The 16,569-nt window shown below is 64.9% G+C and carries 16 protein-coding genes and 1 tRNA gene; 8 read left to right on the top strand and 9 right to left on the bottom strand.

The genetic code is table 11. The features are described 5' to 3' along the window. Position 1 precedes the first annotated feature (1 nt). Together QQL28_RS34260 and proB are read right to left on the bottom strand one after the other, a co-directional pair. Positions 2-1,309 carry a glutamate-5-semialdehyde dehydrogenase gene (locus QQL28_RS34260; protein WP_284272787.1) on the bottom strand — a complete coding sequence of 436 codons (1,308 nt, stop codon included), beginning with the start codon at positions 1,307-1,309 and terminating at the stop codon, positions 2-4. Positions 1,310-1,570: 261 nt separating this feature from the next. Then, a complete protein-coding gene (gene proB / locus QQL28_RS34255; protein WP_284272785.1) occupies positions 1,571-2,692 on the bottom strand; it encodes a glutamate 5-kinase in 1,122 nt (373 codons plus the stop codon). A 188-nt stretch (positions 2,693-2,880) separates the two neighbouring features. On the opposite strand from proB, the gene QQL28_RS34250 reads away from it, so the two are divergent. Next, positions 2,881-3,846: a Bug family tripartite tricarboxylate transporter substrate binding protein gene (locus tag QQL28_RS34250; protein WP_284272783.1), complete on the top strand. Its 966-nt coding sequence runs from the start codon at positions 2,881-2,883 to the stop codon at positions 3,844-3,846. A 40-nt stretch (positions 3,847-3,886) separates the two neighbouring features. Here QQL28_RS34250 and QQL28_RS34245 read toward each other — a convergent pair whose 3' ends face one another. The 3 genes from QQL28_RS34245 to QQL28_RS34235 all read right to left on the bottom strand — a co-directional run bounded on the left by QQL28_RS34245 (position 3,887) and on the right by QQL28_RS34235 (position 7,363). Beyond that, entirely contained in the window at positions 3,887-5,518 is a 1,632-nt protein-coding gene (locus tag QQL28_RS34245) for an alkaline phosphatase family protein (RefSeq protein ID WP_284272781.1), read from the bottom strand. Positions 5,519-5,744: 226 nt separating this feature from the next. Beyond that, positions 5,745-6,785 (bottom strand): GTPase ObgE, encoded by a 1,041-nt coding sequence (gene obgE, locus QQL28_RS34240; RefSeq protein ID WP_284272779.1) that lies wholly within the window; start codon positions 6,783-6,785, stop codon positions 5,745-5,747. Positions 6,786-6,883: 98 nt separating this feature from the next. Next, positions 6,884-7,363: a MaoC family dehydratase gene (locus QQL28_RS34235; RefSeq protein ID WP_284272777.1), complete on the bottom strand. Its 480-nt coding sequence runs from the start codon at positions 7,361-7,363 to the stop codon at positions 6,884-6,886. A gap of 263 nt (positions 7,364-7,626) precedes the next feature. Between QQL28_RS34235 and QQL28_RS34230 the strand changes: the two genes are divergently transcribed. Further along, positions 7,627-8,541, top strand: a complete 915-nt coding sequence (locus QQL28_RS34230) for a DMT family transporter (RefSeq protein WP_284272775.1) — start codon at positions 7,627-7,629, stop codon at positions 8,539-8,541. A gap of 88 nt (positions 8,542-8,629) precedes the next feature. Here the strand turns inward: QQL28_RS34230 and QQL28_RS34225 are convergent, their stop codons facing one another. The 3 genes from QQL28_RS34225 to rplU all read right to left on the bottom strand — a co-directional run bounded on the left by QQL28_RS34225 (position 8,630) and on the right by rplU (position 10,102). Beyond that, complete coding sequence (locus QQL28_RS34225; protein WP_284272773.1) at positions 8,630-9,223, bottom strand: GNAT family N-acetyltransferase; 594 nt, start codon at positions 9,221-9,223, stop codon at positions 8,630-8,632. 129 nt (positions 9,224-9,352) lie between these two features. Beyond that, positions 9,353-9,622, bottom strand: coding sequence for a 50S ribosomal protein L27 (gene rpmA, locus QQL28_RS34220; protein WP_027523579.1), 270 nt, complete (start codon positions 9,620-9,622; stop codon positions 9,353-9,355). Positions 9,623-9,724: 102 nt separating this feature from the next. After that, positions 9,725-10,102: a 50S ribosomal protein L21 gene (rplU, locus tag QQL28_RS34215; RefSeq protein ID WP_284272767.1), complete on the bottom strand. Its 378-nt coding sequence runs from the start codon at positions 10,100-10,102 to the stop codon at positions 9,725-9,727. A 343-nt stretch (positions 10,103-10,445) separates the two neighbouring features. Between rplU and QQL28_RS34210 the strand changes: the two genes are divergently transcribed. The 3 genes from QQL28_RS34210 to QQL28_RS34200 all read left to right on the top strand — a co-directional run bounded on the left by QQL28_RS34210 (position 10,446) and on the right by QQL28_RS34200 (position 14,005). After that, positions 10,446-11,594, top strand: a complete 1,149-nt coding sequence (locus QQL28_RS34210) for an ROK family protein (protein ID WP_284272765.1) — start codon at positions 10,446-10,448, stop codon at positions 11,592-11,594. A gap of 626 nt (positions 11,595-12,220) precedes the next feature. Continuing rightward, positions 12,221-12,310, top strand: a tRNA-Ser gene (locus tag QQL28_RS34205). An 87-nt stretch (positions 12,311-12,397) separates the two neighbouring features. Then, positions 12,398-14,005 carry a M14 family metallopeptidase gene (locus QQL28_RS34200; protein ID WP_284272762.1) on the top strand — a complete coding sequence of 536 codons (1,608 nt, stop codon included), beginning with the start codon at positions 12,398-12,400 and terminating at the stop codon, positions 14,003-14,005. Positions 14,006-14,087: 82 nt separating this feature from the next. Here the strand turns inward: QQL28_RS34200 and QQL28_RS34195 are convergent, their stop codons facing one another. Continuing rightward, a complete protein-coding gene (locus tag QQL28_RS34195; protein WP_284272760.1) occupies positions 14,088-15,110 on the bottom strand; it encodes an LLM class flavin-dependent oxidoreductase in 1,023 nt (340 codons plus the stop codon). Positions 15,111-15,292: 182 nt separating this feature from the next. On the opposite strand from QQL28_RS34195, the gene QQL28_RS34190 reads away from it, so the two are divergent. From QQL28_RS34190 to QQL28_RS34180, 3 genes are all read left to right on the top strand, one after another. After that, on the top strand, positions 15,293-15,598 hold the full coding sequence (locus QQL28_RS34190) for a hypothetical protein (RefSeq protein WP_284272758.1): 306 nt from the start codon (positions 15,293-15,295) through the stop codon (positions 15,596-15,598). A 72-nt stretch (positions 15,599-15,670) separates the two neighbouring features. Continuing rightward, positions 15,671-15,853, top strand: a complete 183-nt coding sequence (locus QQL28_RS34185) for a hypothetical protein (protein WP_431309692.1) — start codon at positions 15,671-15,673, stop codon at positions 15,851-15,853. Between the two features lie 10 nt (positions 15,854-15,863). Beyond that, positions 15,864-16,100 carry a DUF6894 family protein gene (locus tag QQL28_RS34180; protein WP_284272751.1) on the top strand — a complete coding sequence of 79 codons (237 nt, stop codon included), beginning with the start codon at positions 15,864-15,866 and terminating at the stop codon, positions 16,098-16,100. The last annotated feature ends 469 nt before the right edge of the window (positions 16,101-16,569 follow it).

The following is a 16,569-nucleotide window of genomic DNA, read 5'->3' as shown; positions in this document are numbered from 1 at the left end:
ATCACGGCCGTGTCTGTCCGGTGCCGTGGACGCGGTACTTGAAGCTCGTGAGCTGTTCGGCGCCGACCGGACCGCGGGCGTGGAATCGGCCGGTGGCGATACCGATCTCGGCGCCGAAGCCGAACTCGCCGCCATCGGCGAATTGCGTCGAGGCGTTGTGCAGGACGATCGCGGAATCCACCTCGCTCAGGAATTTTTTCGCGGCGGCTTCATCCTTGCTCACGATCGCATCGGTGTGATGCGAGCCATGAGTCTGGATGTGTGCGATCGCGCCGTCGACGCCGTCGACCACCTTCGCCGCGATGATCGCGTCGAGATATTCGGTGTCCCAGTCGTCCTCGCTCGCAGCTTTGACGCGCGCGTCGGTGCCTTGCACGGTCTCGTCGCCGCGCACTTCGCAGCCGGCATCGATCAGCATCTGGACCAGCGGCTTCAGGCTCTTTGCAGCTCCCGCGCGATCGACCAACAGCGTCTCCGCCGCGCCGCAGACGCCGGTGCGGCGCATCTTGGCATTGAGCACGATCGATTTCGCCATATCGAGATCGGCGCTGGCATCGACATAGACATGGTTGACGCCTTCGAGATGCGCGAATACCGGCACGCGCGCCTCCGCCTCGACGCGCGCGACCAGGCTCTTTCCCCCGCGCGGCACGATCACGTCGACGGCGCCGTTCAGGCCCGCAAGCATCATGCCGACCGCCGCGCGGTCGCGCGTCGGCACCAGCGTGATCGCGGCCTCAGGCAGGCCTGCCTCGCGGAGACCCTGCACCAGACATTCATGGATCGCGCGGCAGGAGCGGAAGCTGTCGGAGCCGCCGCGCAGGATCACGGCATTGCCGGATTTCAGGCACAGCACGCCGGCATCGGCCGCGACATTGGGCCGGCTCTCGAAGATCACGCCGACGACGCCGAGCGGCACGCGCACGCGCTCGATGGTCATGCCGTTCGGCCGCTGCCAGCTCTCGGTGACAACGCCGACGGGATCGGCAATGCCGCGCACGATGGCGATGCCTTCCGCCATGGCCTCGATACGCGCGGGCGTCAATGTGAGACGGTCGATGAAGGCGCCCGTCGCATCGCCGCTGGCGCGCGCCTCGGCGACGTCCTCCGCATTGGCCGCGAGAATGGCGGCCGCGTTCTTGCGGATCGCCCGCTCCATGGCCTCCAGCGCCCGGTTCTTCTGCTCCGCCGGCGCCAGCGCCAGCACGCGCGCGGCCGCGCGGGCACGGGCGGCGAGATCGGTCATCAGCGCCAGGAGATCGGCAGTACGATCGACGGTGCCGTCGAGGGCTTTGAGGGGGGCGGCCATGGGAGTTCAACCTTCTGCTAAGGCGGTGTCCTAGCACGGAAATCCCGCCTCTGCGAAGGGCGGGGAGGGTATGGCTGGTCTCTACGGGAAGCGCGCGGCGCTCGGCCAATGGCCTAGCCACCGACGTCATTCCGGGGCGGTGCGTCAGCACCGAACTATGGTGCGCGGTTGCGCACCTGAGAATCTCGAGATTCCCCGAAAGCGCAATGGCGCTCGTGGGTCTGGTCTTCCGGACCATCCCGGAATGACTGAGACTATGGACTACCCGCCCACCACCAGATCGTCGCGGTGGATCATCTCCGACCTGCCGCTGATGCCGAGGATGGCCATCACATCTGGCGAGGAGCGGCCCTTGATCCGCTCGGCGTCGTCGGCGTCATAGGCGATCAGGCCGCGGCCGATCTCGCGCATGTCGGGGCCGCGCACGATCACGGCATCGCCGCGGGCGAATTGGCCCTCGACCTTGATCACACCCGCCGGCAACAGGCTCGCGCCCGCACGTAGCGCGGCAACCGCGCCGGCGTCGATCGTCAGCGTGCCCTTCGGCTCCAGTGAGCCCGCGATCCAACGCTTTCGCGAGGTCACGGGATTGGCTGGCGTCAGGAACCAGGTGCAGCGACCGCCATCGGCGATCGCCTGCAAGGGGTGCTCGATCTTGCCCGAGGCGATCAGCATGTGCGTGCCGCCGGTGGTCGCGATCTTCGCGGCCTCGACCTTGGTGCGCATGCCGCCGCGGGACAGTTCGGACTCGGCATCTCCCGCCACAGCCTCGATCTCCGAGGAGATGCTGTCGACCACCGGAATCAGCTTTGCGTTCGGATTGTTCTTCGGCGGGGCGTCGTAGAGACCGTCGATGTCGGACAGCAGCACCAGGAGATCGGCGCTCGCCATGGTGGCGACGCGCGCGGCGAGGCGGTCATTATCGCCATAGCGGATTTCGTTGGTCGCGACCGTGTCGTTCTCGTTGATCACGGGGATTGCGCGCCACTCCAGGAGCTTGCCGATGGTCGAGCGCGCGTTGAGATAGCGGCGGCGCTCCTCGGTGTCCTGGAGCGTCACCAGGATCTGCCCGGAGCCGATGCCGTGAGCCCCGAGCACCTCCGACCAGATCCGCGCCAGCGCGATCTGGCCGACGGCGGCCGCGGCCTGGCTCTCCTCGAGCTTCAGGGGTCCACGCGGCAGCTTGAGTCGGCTGCGGCCGAGCGCGATTGAGCCCGAGGAGACGACGAGGACATCGCGGCCCTCGCGGTGCAGCTTGGCCATGTCGTCGGCGAGCGCAGCCAGCCAGGACGCCCGTACCTCGCCCTTGTCGGAATCGACCAGCAGGGCCGAGCCGACCTTGACGACGATGCGGCGGAATTGACTGAGTTCGGGGCTGGCCATGGGCGCGCTTTAAAGGCGATCTGCTCTGCATTCGGGAAGCGGCGGAGCGAAAAGGCGGCGCCGGTGAGGCCTGCTTTTGCAGCAGGACGATGGCCGGCGCAAGGCGGCGCGGCGGGTAAACAGCGTTAACGGTCTTGTCTGCCACTGCTGTACCTGTCTAATGCGGCCCGATACGAGGGAGGATACGCATGGATCGCCGCGACTTCATCGCCGGATGTCTCGGACTGCCGCTGCTGGCGCAGGCAACCGGGGCGCACGGCCAGGCCGGGCTGACCAAGATCATCTTCCCGTTCGCGGCGGGGGCGGGCGGCGACACGCTGTGCCGGCTGATCGCGCAGGAAATCGCGCCGCTGTTGCAGAAGACCATCGTCGTCGAGAACCGCACCGGCGGCGACGGCCTGATCGGCATCAAGGCGGTGAAGGGTGCCAATCCCGACGGCAGCATGGTGCTGGTGACGACCGGTCCCACCATGTATCTGCTGCCGATGGTGGAGACGACGCCGACCTTCGATGCGGCGAAGGATTTCATGCCGGTGTCGCTGCTGGCACGCTTCGAGTTCGCCGTCGTGATCGGGCCAGCCATCTCAGCCAGGAATTTCGGCGAGTTCGTCGCCTGGCTGAAGGCCAATCCGGACAAGGCGACGTTCGGCGTGCCCAGCAACGGCACCATCCCGCATTTCATGGGCTCGAAAATGGAGAAGGATCTTGGCATCCCTCTGAGCCGTGTGCCCTATCGCGGCAGCGCACCGATCCTCAACGACCTCGTCGGCGGCCATGTGCCGTTCGGCATCACGACCCTGGCCGACGCGCTTCCGCAGCATCGCGCCAAGGGCGTGACGATCATCGCGGTCTCGAGCGCAGAGCGTTCACCGTTCGCGCCCGACGTTCCGACGCTGAGGGAGAGCGGGATCGATCTCGTCGCGGACGCGTGGTACGGCATGTGGCTTCCCGCCGGCAGCCCGCCGGAGTTTGCGAGCAAGCTCAGCGCGGCCGCGGCCGCAGCGCTCACCAAGCCCGAGGTGAAGGAGAAGCTCACCGCGATCGGACTCATTCCGGTCGGCAGCACGGCGGAAGGGTTGACTCAAGAGCTCGCCGCGAACACCGCGTTCTGGCAGCCGATCGTGAAGGCGACGGGATACAAGATCGAGAATTGAATTCTCTCCCTCTCCCCGCCTGCGGGGAGAGGCGAAGGATTCACATCTTCGCGCGCTGCTCGATCTTGTCGCGGATCGCGTTGAGCTCGGCTTCATCCCAGATGCCGATCAGAATGCCGCCCTTCACCTGGAGCTGATTGTCGGCATAAGCCGCGATCTTCTCGCGCGGCGTGGTGATGTGACCGCTCGGATGCAGCGCCCAGTCGAACAATTCAGCCTGAAGCCTTGCGATGATGCCGGCGCATTCGGGATCGTCGCCGCGATCGATGAACTCGTCCGGATCGGTTTCGAGGTCGTACAGCATCGGGCGGAAGCCGGAGGCGTGGATGTATTTCCAGCGGCCATCGAACACCATGAACAGGCGGCAGCGCTCGATCGGCTGGTTCAGCTTCAGCCGCACGTCCTGCATCGCGTAGTCGTATTCGGAGAACGCGACCTTGCGCCATTCGGGCTTCTCGCCGCGCAGCAGCGGCAATAGCGAACGGCCCTCGAGGATGTGGCTGGGCACCTTGCCGCCAAAGTAATCGACGAAGGTCGGCGCGAGATCGATGCCCTCGACCAGCGCATCGCATGTCGTGCCGCGCGTGGCATCGGCGTCCCTCGAGGGATCGATCACGATCAGTGGGATCTTCGCCGACTGCTCGTGGAACAGATCCTTCTCGCCCATCCAGTGATCGCCGAGATAATCGCCATGATCCGACGTGAACACGATCATGGTGGTTTCGAGGAGACCGCGCGCCTCCAGGAACTTCATCAGCACGCCCATCTGGTCGTCGATCTGCGTGATCAGGCCCATATAGGTCGGGATCACCTTGTCGCGGGCATCGTCGCGCGCCATGTTCTTGGAATAGCGCATGTCCATGTAGGCGCCGAACACGGGATGCGGATTTTGCCGCTCGCGCTCCGAGCGGATCGCCGGCAGCATGTCCGAGGTCGCGTACATGCTGGCGTAGGGTTCTGGCGCGATATAGGGCCAGTGCGGCTTGATGTAGGACAAGTGCAAGCACCACGGCCGGCCATCGCTCTCGGCCTCGGTGATGAAATCCATCGCGCGCCGCGTCATGTAGGGCGTCTCCGAATGCTCGTCCGGCACGCGCGCGGCCTTGTCGGCGTGCACCAGCAGCCAGCCGTTCTGCAGGCTGCCGTCGTCGTCGGCACCTGAATTGGCCCAATGCTCCCAGGGATTGGTCGCCTCAAAGCCCTGCTTGCGCAGATACTCGTCGTATTTCGGACGCGGCCTTCCGGTCGGATGCAAGCCGTCGTCGCGCTCATAGGGCTCGAAGCCGCATTCGGCGACGTGCACGCCGATGATCGACTCCGGCGGGATGCCGAGCGCCTTCATGCCTTCGAGGTCGGGCGCCATATGGGTCTTGCCGACCAGCACGTTGCGCACGCCGATTTTTCTGAGGTGATCGCCGAGCGTCGGCTCGCCGACGCGCAGCGGCCAGCCGTTCCAGTGCGAGCCGTGCGAGCGCATGTAGCGCCCGGTATAGAACGACATCCGCGACGGCCCGCAGATCGGCGATTGCACATAGGCCTTGGAGAACAGCACGCCGCGCCTGGCCATGGCGTCGATGTTGGGCGTCTTCAGCGAGGGATGCCCGGTGCAGCCGAGATAATCGTAGCGAAGCTGGTCGCACATGATCCAGAGAACGTTCTTCGCGCGCGACATGCCTCTTCACTCCGTCATTTCTCGATTTGCCGGATGCTGCGCTATCGACGGCGCGAAGACAACCTTCCCCGATGGGAGTCGGCGGCCGCAAATTCCCTGTCGTCCCGGCGAAGGCCGGGACCCATAACCCGAGGACATAGTTTGGCGAAAACTCCTCGTTCGGTACTGCGACCATCCGCAATCGATAGATCACGCGGTATGGGTCACGGCCTTCGCCGGGACGCGATTAGGCCGACCACGGCTCCGCTTCGGCGGCGCTCTTGGCCTTGCTGGACACCGGGCTTTCGCCGATCACATCGGCGAGCGCGCGCAGCGCTTCCTTGACGCCCTGGCCGGTGACGCCGGAGAGCAGCAGCGGCGCCTTCTTGGCGGCGCGCTTCAACCGGTCCTTCTGCTTCTTCAGCTCATCCGGCTCGACTGCGTCGATCTTGTTCAGTGCGACGATCTCGATCTTGTCGGTCAGCAGCCCGCCATAAGCGTCAAGCTCCTTGCGCACCGTCTTGTAGGCCTTGCCGGCATGCTCGGATGTCGCGTCGACGAGATGCAGCAGCACGCGGCAGCGCTCGACATGGCCGAGGAAGCGGTCGCCGAGGCCCGCACCTTCATGCGCACCCTCGATCAGACCCGGAATATCAGCCAGCACGAATTCGCGACCGTCGGCATTCACGACGCCGAGTTGCGGATGCAGCGTGGTGAAAGGATAGTCGGCGATTTTCGGTTTTGCCGCGCTGACCTTGGAGAGGAAGGTCGACTTGCCGGCATTCGGCAGGCCGACGAGGCCTGCGTCGGCAATGAGTTTCAGCCGCAGCCAGATCCAGCGCTCTTCGCCGGGTTGGCCGGGATTGGCGTTGCGCGGCGCGCGGTTGGTCGACGACTTGAAATGCGCGTTGCCGAAACCGCCATTGCCGCCTTCGGCGAGCACGAATTCTTCGCCGACATTGGTGAAGTCGTGGATCAGCGTCTCGCGATCCTCGTCGAAGATCTGCGTGCCCACCGGGACCTTGAGCACGATCGCCTTGCCGTTGGCGCCGTGGCGGTCCGAGCCCATGCCGTTCTCGCCCTTCTGGGCCTTGAAGTGCTGCTGGTAGCGGTAGTCGATCAGCGTATTAAGCCCGTCGGCGACCTCGATGACGACATTGCCGCCGCGGCCGCCATTGCCGCCGGAGGGGCCGCCGAATTCGATGAACTTTTCGCGGCGGAACGCCACGCAGCCGTTCCCGCCGTCACCGGAGCGGATATAGACCTTTGCTTCGTCGAGAAATTTCATGGGCCATAGGTAGGGCAGGGGAGCGGGCGCGGCAACCCGAACTTGTCCGGGAAAGGCGCGAAATTCCGCGATTTTCGGCCCTTGCTTAACCCTTAGGATCAGGCCGGCCTGCGGCGGATCAGGAATTTCTGCGTCCCCTCCAGCACCAGCTCCTTGCGCTGGTTGTAGATGGTGCTGGTAAGCATCACCACGCCGGTCGTGCGTCCCGGCACCAGCTCGGTGACCTCGAGCGCGGGGTAGATCGTGTCGTCGGCGAACACCGGCTTGAGAAAGCGGCTCGACTGCTCGAGGAAGCCGACCAGCGACTCCTCGACCATGAAGGGAAACAGGCCGGCGCCGGGAGCGGTGTGGATCAGCGTCTGGAAGCCGTGGGCGAGCAGGTTCGGCATGCCGCGGGCGCGGCAATATTCGACATCGTAATGCACCGGGTGGGTGTCGCCGCTCGCGGTCTGGAACGCGGCGAACACGGCCGAGGTCTGCGTGCGGCTCGGCAGCACGAAGCGTTCGCCGAGGACGAAATCCTCAAACCAGCGTTGCGCCGGGATCATGCGGTGCTCGGTCGGATCGAACGCGGTCATGTCTGGTACTCTCTTGCCGGAGATACCAATCGCTACCGCGATGCGAAGAGTGCGACAATACGCTCAATTCATCATGACCGGGCTTGTCTGGGTTCTCCATGCCTTTAAAACGGGCCACAGCTGACAAGTTCAGTTCGCCGGTTCCTGGCGCGCTCTCCCCCGTCATTGCGAGCGCAGCGAAGCAATCCAGACTGTTGCCGCGGAAAGATTCTGGATTGCTTCGCTGCGCTCGCAATGACGAGTTCCCAAAAACAAACTCTTCAATGCCCCTCTTCAAGAAACTCTCCGCCTATGACGAGCGCTCGGCGCGGCTGGCCGGCATCGCGCTGATGGTGTTATCGATCTTCCTGTTCTCGTTCGGCGATGCCATGGGCAAGTTCATCGTCGCGACCTATTCGGTGGGGCAGCTCTTGTTTCTGCGCGCCAGCGCGGCCTTGCTCGTGCTGGCACCATCGATCTGGCGGCAGCGCCACGAATTCACGCATCTGGAGCGGCCGTGGTTGCAGCTCTTCCGCGTGGTGCTCTCGACAGTGGAAGTGGCGGCCTTTTTTCTCGCGACGGTCTACCTGCCGCTCGCCGACGTCATCACCTATTACCTCGCAGGCCCTATCTTCGTCACCGCACTGTCCGCGATCTTCCTGGGCGAGCAGGTCGGCTGGCGCCGCTGGACGGCGATCCTGGTCGGCTTCTGCGGCGTCCTGATCGCGCTGCGCCCGTCGGCGCAGACTGTCAGCCTGCCGGCGCTGATCGCGCTGGGCGGCAGCCTGTCGTTTGCGATGCTGATGCTGGTCACGCGCTCGCTGCGCGCGACGCCCGACATCGTGATGGTCTCCTCGCAGTTCGGTGGCACGTTCCTGCTCGGGCTCGTCCTGTCCCCGTTTCACTGGGTGTCACCGGGCGCGGGCAGCCTCGTGCTGTTTGCACTGTCCGGCTGCATCTCGGTCGCCGCGCTGTTCTGCGTCAACCGCTCGCTCAAGCTCGCACCCGCAAGCGTGGTGGTGCCCTATCAATATTCGATGATCATCTGGGCCGTGATCTTCGGCTTCGTCGTGTTCGGCGACGTGCCGCAGGTCGCCACCATCATCGGTGCCGCCATCATCATCGGCGCCGGTTTCTACATCTATCTGCGCGAACGGGATCTGGGACGGCAGGACACGTCGGTGAATCCGCCGGTGTAAGAGCGGCGCCACAATTTCGATCGTCGTCCCGGGGCGCGCAGAGCGCGAGCCCGGGACGACAGCCGTAGTTTTGGCGACGCCCGCGCCCCTACCTCACCCGTCTCGCGCTGCTCCAGCTCTTCAGCGAGGACCACACGCCGCGCGATAGGCGGAAGCAGTCGACGGGGGTCGAGGATCCCAGCGCGTAGAAGCGGTGCAGCTGGACGCCGCTCCACTGGAAACCGCACTTCTCCAGCACGTTGCGCGAGGCCGGATTGGTGACGCGCGCGCCGGCGTACAGATGATCTTCGGAAAACTCCTCGAAGAAGAAGTCGATCGCCCCCCGCGCAGCCTCGGTGGCAAAGCCTTTTCCCCAATGCTCGACGCCGAGCCAGTAGCCGAGCTCGGCGCCATCGGGCGTCGAGCAGTCGATCCCGATCATGCCGACGGGCGTATTGTCATGCTCGATCAGGAACACGGTCTCGCTGCCGAACTCTGCGGTGGCGCGGACGAATTCCACGGCGTCGTCGTGCGAATAGGGATACGGCAGGCGGCGCGTGTTCTCGGCGATGCGGCGGTCGTTGGCGAGGCGCGCGATCGCCTTGACGTCGGCGAGCGTCGGCTTGCGCAAGGTCAGCCGCTCGGTGGCGACGACATCAGGCCTCGCCTCGCGCAAGGTGGTGCTCGAAAAGTCCTGCAACATGTCCGGCTCCGTCAAAGACTTAAAGTCACAACGAAAAGGGGAGGCCGGTTTCCCGCCTCCCCTGGAGCCTTCTTGTGGACTCCGCCGGTTTGGTCAGGACCCGGCGGACTCCAAATTTGATCCACCGTATTATTCAGCCGCCTCTGCGATCGGAAGCACCGATACGAATGTGCGGCCGTTGGCTTTAGCCTGGAACGCAACGCGGCCTTCGACCTTGGCGAACAGAGTGTGGTCTGTGCCCATGCCGACATTAAGGCCGGGATGCCACGTGGTGCCGCGCTGACGCGCAATGATGTTGCCGGGAATCACATGCTCCCCGCCGAACACCTTGATGCCGAGGCGCTTGCCCTTCGAATCGCGACCGTTGCGCGATGAACCGCCTGCTTTTTTGTGAGCCATGGCTCGTCTCCGAAATCCTGCGTATCTCTAGATCAATTCCTTGACGGAATCATTTCACATTTTCTCACGCATCAATTTGTGAATTGGCGTGATCAAATCTGGTTACTCAGCGGCTTCCTGCGCCACCACCTTCTCCTTCTTCGGACGCGGCCCCTTGGTGGGCTTGGCGTTGTCCGTCAGGATCTCAGTGACGCGGAGCACGGTGATCTCGTCGCGATAGCCGCGCTTGCGGCGCGAATTCTTGCGGCGGCGCTTCTTGAACGCGATGACCTTCGGCCCGCGCTTGTGGTCGAGCACCTCGGCCGCCACGGACGCGCCCGCAACCGTCGGGGCACCCAGGACCGGCGTGTCGCCGCCAACCACCAGAACTTCACTCAGCTGCACGATCGTGCCGACTTCGCCGGCGATCTTGCCAATTTCCAGGACATCATCCGGAACGACGCGGTACTGCCGGCCGCCGGTTTTGATGACTGCGAACATCGTTCTCTTCCTTCGTGTTCAATCCCGGCCTTTCGGATTTTCGTCCGGGCCGGCTTTTTGTCAGTCGCTAAGGGTTTGTTAAATTCTCGCGCGGGCGGGAGCGATCCCATTGAAAAACCCACGCAAAAACAAGCGGCGCGAGAAACGCCCCGCGCCGGCTGGGGGGACTTATAGCGGCCGAGAGCCCTGAGTCAAGGAAAACCGGGCCGAAAAAGCCCCGAATTTGAAGGATTTGGCCGGTTCTTGCCGCTAGGCCGGGTGCCCGCGGACAGTTGGCCGCATCTGCAACCAACGGGTTCCCCCGCCGTTGTCCCCGGGCAATTCCAAAAACGGGCAAGGGCCAATGGCAGACGAGCTGGTTTTGACGACGGGCATAGCCCAGCACGGGGCGGGCCGGCTGCCGTCGGTCGACGTCGACAGCTTCAATGTCGAGCTGAAGGACGAGGACGGTTTTCTCGGCGACCGCGCCAGCAAGGGCGCCTTCCGCGACATCCTCGACGGCTGGCGCAAGCCGCTGCGCAGGACCGGCGAGGACCCCTTCGGCGACGAGCCGTCGGAGAAGATCGCCAAGAAGACGCTGGATGCGATGCTGGTCGGCGACGACACCGAGGCCTCCGCCGTGGTGCACAGCGCGATCGAGGATTTTGCCCAGGAGCTCGCCTATGTCACCCGCCGCTTCCTGAAGACAAAAGCCTGGGCGAAGACCGAGCGCATCGTGGTCGGCGGCGGTTTTCGCGATTCAAGGCTGGGCGAGCTCGCGATCGCCCGCGCCGACATCATCCTGAAGTCCGAAGGCTTCAAGGGCGACATGCGGCCGATCCGCTTCCACCCCGACGAGGCGGCCCTGATCGGCGCGCTGCATCTGGCGCCGTCCTGGATTTTCGAGGCCCATGACAGCATCCTCGCGGTCGATATCGGCGGCACCAATATCCGCTGCGGCGTGGTCGAGACGCGCTGGAAGAAGGCCAAGGACCTTTCCAAGGCCTGCGTCTGGAAGTCCGACCTGTGGCGCCACGCCGACGATGAGCCGACCCGCGAAGGCGCGGTGAAGCGGCTCACCAAGATGCTGAAGGAGCTGATCGCGGCGGCCGACACCGAAGGCCTCAAGCTCGCGCCGTTCATCGGCATCGCCTGTCCCGGCGTGATCAAGGAGGATGGCTCGATCGAGAAGGGCGCGCAAAATCTCCCCGGCAATTGGGAGAGCAGCAAGTTCAACCTCCCGGCGAGTCTCGTCGAAGGCATTCCTGCGATCGGCGAGCACGACACCGCGATCCTGATGCACAATGACGGCGTGGTGCAGGGTCTTTCCGAGGTGCCGTTCATGCAGGATGTCGAGCGCTGGGGCGTGCTCACCATCGGCACCGGGCTTGGCAACGCGCGCTTCACCAATCGCCGCAAGGAGGGCAACGGCAAGGACCGTGACTCCACGGATAATGGGAAGAAGAAGGCCAAAGAAAACAACAAGGAAGGCCGGCAGAACGACAAGGAGTAACCTTGACTGGTTAGGTTAAGGCACGGATTGCGTTGCGGGAGGCCGCGCACACGCTAGGGTCGAATCTGTCGCCTCACGCCGGCCGGCGAAGCCGCCCTTCTCGGCCTGCATTGCAATGAGCGGCAACGGGACCGCCAGTGTTTACCGCGTCTGGCGGTCCCACCCGTGGGGCCGCCGCGGTGCCAGCCCGTCGCTTCCCGCCTGATGTGATTCGCGTCGGCATGGCGCGGTCGCGCTCCGCCGAGTTCGGGAAATTTTGGCACAAACTGCACTTTGCAGCCGCTCTTCCCGGTCTAGTATTACCGCATGGGGAACGATCTGGTGTTTCGAATCGCGGTCATCGTCCTGGGAACACTGCCGGTCGTGCTGACGGCTGTCGCCGTGCTCGGCGCCCCGTTCCTGGACTGAGACAGCCTTCTGAGGCAGGCTTGGCTCCGCGCCACTCCGATGGCGCGAGCGCGCGAATCCGCGCAAAAGCCGGCCGCCGGCCCGGCTTCTGCCGCGTGTTCCTTTTGATGCCATCCACGCGGCGCTGGATTTTCGCTCCGCCCGCCTTGTCTGGCCCGCCATCCTCGCCTAGAACACGCCCCGACCGCACGGGGCTACCCCCCGATTTGGCGCCTTCAGGAGAGGTGGCAGAGTGGTTGAATGCACCGCACTCGAAATGCGGCATAGGTGCAAGCCTATCGGGGGTTCGAATCCCTCCCTCTCCGCCAGTTGAAGAGCCCTCCATGAAAATTGGGCCGCAGCCAGGGAAACGGCTACACCTGCTTGCGCGAGCCTACGGAGCGAGGCGGTCTGCGATGAGATCAGGGTGGATTTGGCTCGGCTCGTCGCTGACGGGCCTCGCACTGCTGGTATCGCCGGCGACGGCGCAATTCGATCCCGCAAAGGCTTACGAGGAAGCACCGGCGGTCGCGGCGCGCTATCCGGACCCGGGCGTCGATTACGACACGCCGGCACTTGCGCCCGGCCGCACCGGCTTCACTGGCCATGCCGAGATGATGGCGTATCTCAGCGCGTTGCAGGCGAAATCATCGGTCATGACGATGAAGATCGCGGGGCGCTCGCAGCAGGGCCGCGAACTGCCGCTCCTGATCTTCGGCAGCATGGCGCCCACCAGGCCGGTGGTGCTGCTGATCGGCCAGCAGCATGGCAACGAGCACGCCGGCGGCGAAGCGATGCTGGCACTGGCGAGGCGGCTCGCCGATGGCGACCTTGCTCCTCTGCTCGACCGCATCACCGTGCTGATCGTGCCGCGCGCCAATCCCGACGGCGCCGCTGCCGACAAGCGTGCGCTCGCGGATGGCGTCGACCTCAACCGCGACCACACTCTGCTGCGATCGCCCGAAGGCCAGGCGCTCGGCGCGATCTTCCGCGACTACCAGCCCAATATCGTGCTCGACTGCCACGAATTCACGGTGGCGTCGCGCTGGGTCGACAAGTTCGGCGGGCTGCAGCGCATCGACGCCATGCTGCAATACGCGACCACCGCAAACCTGCCCGACATGTTCGTCGAGCTGCAGCAGAATTTTCGCAACTCCATCATGGCCGCGCTCGACAGCGCCGGGCTGACCCAGGATTGGTACTACACGACCGGCCGTGCCGGCGGCCCGGCCGTGGCGTCGATGGGCGGCATCGGGGCCGACACCGGGCGCAACGTCGCCGCCTTGCGCAACGCGGTCTCGTTCCTGGTCGAGACGCGCGGCGTCGGTATCGGGCTTGCTCACTTCAGGCGGCGCGTCCACACCCATGTCACGGCCGCACAGGCGATTCTGCAGGCTGCCGCCGACAATCCGGCCGGCGTGCTTGCCGCGGTCGCGCGTTCGCGCGAGGTGGTGAGCGGTCTTTCCGGCAGCGGCAATTTCGTCGTGCTGTCGAAGCAGACGCCGGAAAAGCGCGTCCTCACCTTCGTCGATCCGGTGACCGGCGCGGACAAGCCCATCGAGGTCGACTGGAATTCGTCGCTGAAGATCATTCCCGCGCTGACACGGTCGCGGCCGGCAGGCTACCTGCTCGCGGCGAGCGAAGGCGCGGCGGCCGCCAAGCTGCGCGATCTCGGCCTCATCGTGCAGCAGATATCGGCGAAGGCCGATGTATCCGGCGAAACCTACCGGACAGTGAGCGTGCACGAATCCGGCAAGGAAGACGTCACCGGCAGCGACGAAGGCGCTGGCAAAATCCTGCTTGGCGAGTTCGCGACCGAGGGCACGACGGTCAAGGCGAACGCCGGCGACTATTACGTGTCGATGGCGCAGCCGCTTGCCAACCTCGCCGGCATCGAGCTGGAGCCGGAGAGCCCGGTCGGCTTCGTTGCCAACCGGCTGATCGCAATTCCCGCAGGCGGGACGATTGCGACGGCGCGGCTTTCGGCGGCGCCGCCGGCGCTGAAGGCCTGGGACGGCAAGTAGAGCCCGTTGTCGCGAGGCGGCAGCGCGCCCAGGACGTGGGGCTTTGTCACTCCGCCGGCTCGACGGCCGAGGCGCGATGCCGCTAGCGCCACCCGAGCGCCGGCGCTATGTGCTTCAGGATCGCTTCGATCGCATGGGCGCAGTAGGCGACGCCCAGCTGGTTGGGGACGGTCAGCAGCAGCGTGTCGGCTTCAGCGATGGCCTCGTCCTTGCGCAGCTGCTCGATCAGGACATCAGGCTCGGCGGCATAGCTGCGGCCGAAGATCGCGCGGGTGCGCGGATCGATGAAGCCGATCTGGTCCTGCTCCTCGCGCCCATTGCCGAAATAAGCGCGGTCGCGATCATCGATCAAAGCGAAGATGCTGCGGCTGACCGAGACGCGCGGCTCGCGCGTATGGCCGGCCTCCTTCCAGGCGGCGCGGTAGGCGCGAATCTGGGCGGCCTGCTGCACGTGGAAGGCTTCGCCGGTCTCGTCGTTCTTCAGCGTCGAGCTTTGCAGGTTCATGCCGAGCCTGGCGGCCCAGACGGCGGTGGCGTTCGAGCCGGCGCCCCACCAGATCCGCTCGCGCAGGCCTTCCGAATGGGGTTCGAGGCGCAATAGGCCCGGCGGATTGGGAAACATCGGCTGCGGATTGGGATTTGCAAAACCCTCGCCGCGCAGGAGGTCGAGGAAGATCTCGGCATGGCGCCGGCCCATGTCGGCGTCGCTCTGCCCCTCGGCCGGCTGATAGCCGAAATAGCGCCAGCCATCGATCACCTGCTCGGGCGAGCCGCGGCTGATGCCGAGCTGCAGCCGCCCGCCGGCGATCAGATCGGCGCTGCCGGCGTCCTCCGCCATGTAGAGCGGATTTTCGTAGCGCATGTCGATGACGGCCGTGCCGATCTCGATACGGCCCGTCCTTGCGCCGACCGCCGCCAGCAGCGGAAAGGGCGAGGCAAGCTGGCGCGCGAAATGATGGACGCGGAAATAGGCTCCATCCGCGCCCAGCTCCTCGGCGGCCACCGCCAGATCGATGGATTGCAGCAGCGTATCCGCGGCCGAGCGGGTCTGCGATTGCGGGGAGGGCGTCCAGTGCCCGAACGAGAGAAAGCCGATCTTCTTCATGCCGTCAGTCTAGTTGATCTCTGATGTGATGCCCAGGAACCGATGCGCCGGTCGCCCGTTAGTCTCTCAATCTCCCGCCGGGCGGCGCGGAATCGAAGTCGCCGCTGCGGCCTGCTTCGTCAAACCAGGCTGCGATGCTGATGAAAACCAGATCACATAAGCGTACACGCCTTGAGCAGCCGATGGACTTTCGGCCAGCTCCGCTGTTGCGGGCGGCGATCGTCAAATGGGCAAAGCACCAGGCCGACAAGCCCACGCTGCCGGAGGCCGTACGCCGTCTGGTCGAACACGGTCTTGCGAGGAGCAACGAAAAGGGGCCGAAGCGGCGCGCTCGCGAAATGGCGGGTGACACGATCGACGGCTTGATCGATGCCAGGACCACGGCGGAGGATAGAGCCACGCGCAAGCGGCATCTGCTCAACGGGCCGGAGGAGTTCAGTCGCGTTCGCGTCGACCGTCCCAAGCGCGGCAAGTCGATCGAGCACTAGTTGCGAGTGTGAGCGTCTAATGCGGCATTCCCCCGCCGATCGCGCTCGCTCATACCAATCGAGGCAGACATGATGAAAGATCACCCGAAGACGACGCGGGCCCTGCGCGAGGCCAACAAGGCCTTCAAGCCGGTCGAGACGAAGAAACCGATGACCGACTATGCGAAAGCGCAACAGGCCCTTCACGACAACCGCGAGCGTTTGAAAAGAGAGCGACTGGCGCGAGAGATCAAGCCGAGAAGTCACCCCGAATAGAGAGCTGTTCGTGCCGCGTTATTACTTCGACATCAGGGACGGCGAGGCACTCTCCGTGGACGAAGAGGGTCTGCATCTGGCCGACCAGCGAGCCGCCGAAGTCGAAGCTGCGCTGTCTCTTGCCGATGCGACGACAGACCTCGCGCCGTCCGCCGACGGCCGGGACCTGGCCATCGAAGTTCGCAGTGCTGAGGGGCCGATCTTTCGGGTGAGCTTTCTCTTCGAAGCTGCCCGGCCGAATAATTGAGCGTCGCGCCGCAAGCGTTGCGCCAAAGGCGACGTCGGACACGCTCGTTTCAATTTAGAGCATTGTGAGCAGGACAACGCTGTCGTCGAGTTCCCCTGAGGCGAGCCTTGCCCGTGCAAGGCGCTCGAATTCCGTCCGGTGCTTGTGAAGATAGCTGAACGGCTGCGGCACGCGGGATCAAGGACGCTGGATCACTTCGGGGGCTCCCGGGTCTGATTCCAGGGGCGCTTGCCGCCGGCGTCGCGATCCCAGGCTCGCTCTTGCGGGCCAGTCGCTTCGTCGGCCTTTTCCCTCGCACGAGCCGCCTTGATCTGATCCCGGACGGAAGGATCCTCTTTCGGAGCCGCAGGAGGGCTGCTTTCAGCCGCGACCGGAGCCCAGACAAAGAGCAAAACCAATAGTAAAAGTACTTTCATCGCTCCAGGTAGCACGGATCTGAAGCGCTGTCCGATGCAGTTTTTGCGCACGC

Source organism: Bradyrhizobium iriomotense (genome assembly GCF_030160715.1).
Taxonomy (GTDB): domain Bacteria; phylum Pseudomonadota; class Alphaproteobacteria; order Rhizobiales; family Xanthobacteraceae; genus Bradyrhizobium; species Bradyrhizobium iriomotense.
Note: the sequence above shows the minus strand (reverse complement) of the source record. Positions and strands in the feature narration are given on the sequence as shown.

Coding starts and splice junctions, on each gene's coding strand:
- rpmA (WP_027523579.1), bottom strand. CDS start 9,622: ATGGCTCACAAAAAAGCAGGCGGTTCATCGCGCAACGGTCGCGATTCG.
- QQL28_RS34245 (WP_284272781.1), bottom strand. CDS start 5,518: ATGTCGCGCGCGAAGAACGTTCTCTGGATCATGTGCGACCAGCTTCGC.
- rplU (WP_284272767.1), bottom strand. CDS start 10,102: ATGTTCGCAGTCATCAAAACCGGCGGCCGGCAGTACCGCGTCGTTCCG.
- obgE (WP_284272779.1), bottom strand. CDS start 6,785: ATGAAATTTCTCGACGAAGCAAAGGTCTATATCCGCTCCGGTGACGGC.
- QQL28_RS34230 (WP_284272775.1), top strand. CDS start 7,627: ATGCCCCTCTTCAAGAAACTCTCCGCCTATGACGAGCGCTCGGCGCGG.
- QQL28_RS34260 (WP_284272787.1), bottom strand. CDS start 1,309: ATGGCCGCCCCCCTCAAAGCCCTCGACGGCACCGTCGATCGTACTGCC.
- QQL28_RS34225 (WP_284272773.1), bottom strand. CDS start 9,223: ATGTTGCAGGACTTTTCGAGCACCACCTTGCGCGAGGCGAGGCCTGAT.
- QQL28_RS34190 (WP_284272758.1), top strand. CDS start 15,293: ATGGACTTTCGGCCAGCTCCGCTGTTGCGGGCGGCGATCGTCAAATGG.
- QQL28_RS34195 (WP_284272760.1), bottom strand. CDS start 15,110: ATGAAGAAGATCGGCTTTCTCTCGTTCGGGCACTGGACGCCCTCCCCG.
- QQL28_RS34250 (WP_284272783.1), top strand. CDS start 2,881: ATGGATCGCCGCGACTTCATCGCCGGATGTCTCGGACTGCCGCTGCTG.
- QQL28_RS34200 (WP_284272762.1), top strand. CDS start 12,398: ATGAGATCAGGGTGGATTTGGCTCGGCTCGTCGCTGACGGGCCTCGCA.
- proB (WP_284272785.1), bottom strand. CDS start 2,692: ATGGCCAGCCCCGAACTCAGTCAATTCCGCCGCATCGTCGTCAAGGTC.
- QQL28_RS34185 (WP_431309692.1), top strand. CDS start 15,671: ATGAAAGATCACCCGAAGACGACGCGGGCCCTGCGCGAGGCCAACAAG.
- QQL28_RS34235 (WP_284272777.1), bottom strand. CDS start 7,363: ATGACCGCGTTCGATCCGACCGAGCACCGCATGATCCCGGCGCAACGC.
- QQL28_RS34210 (WP_284272765.1), top strand. CDS start 10,446: ATGGCAGACGAGCTGGTTTTGACGACGGGCATAGCCCAGCACGGGGCG.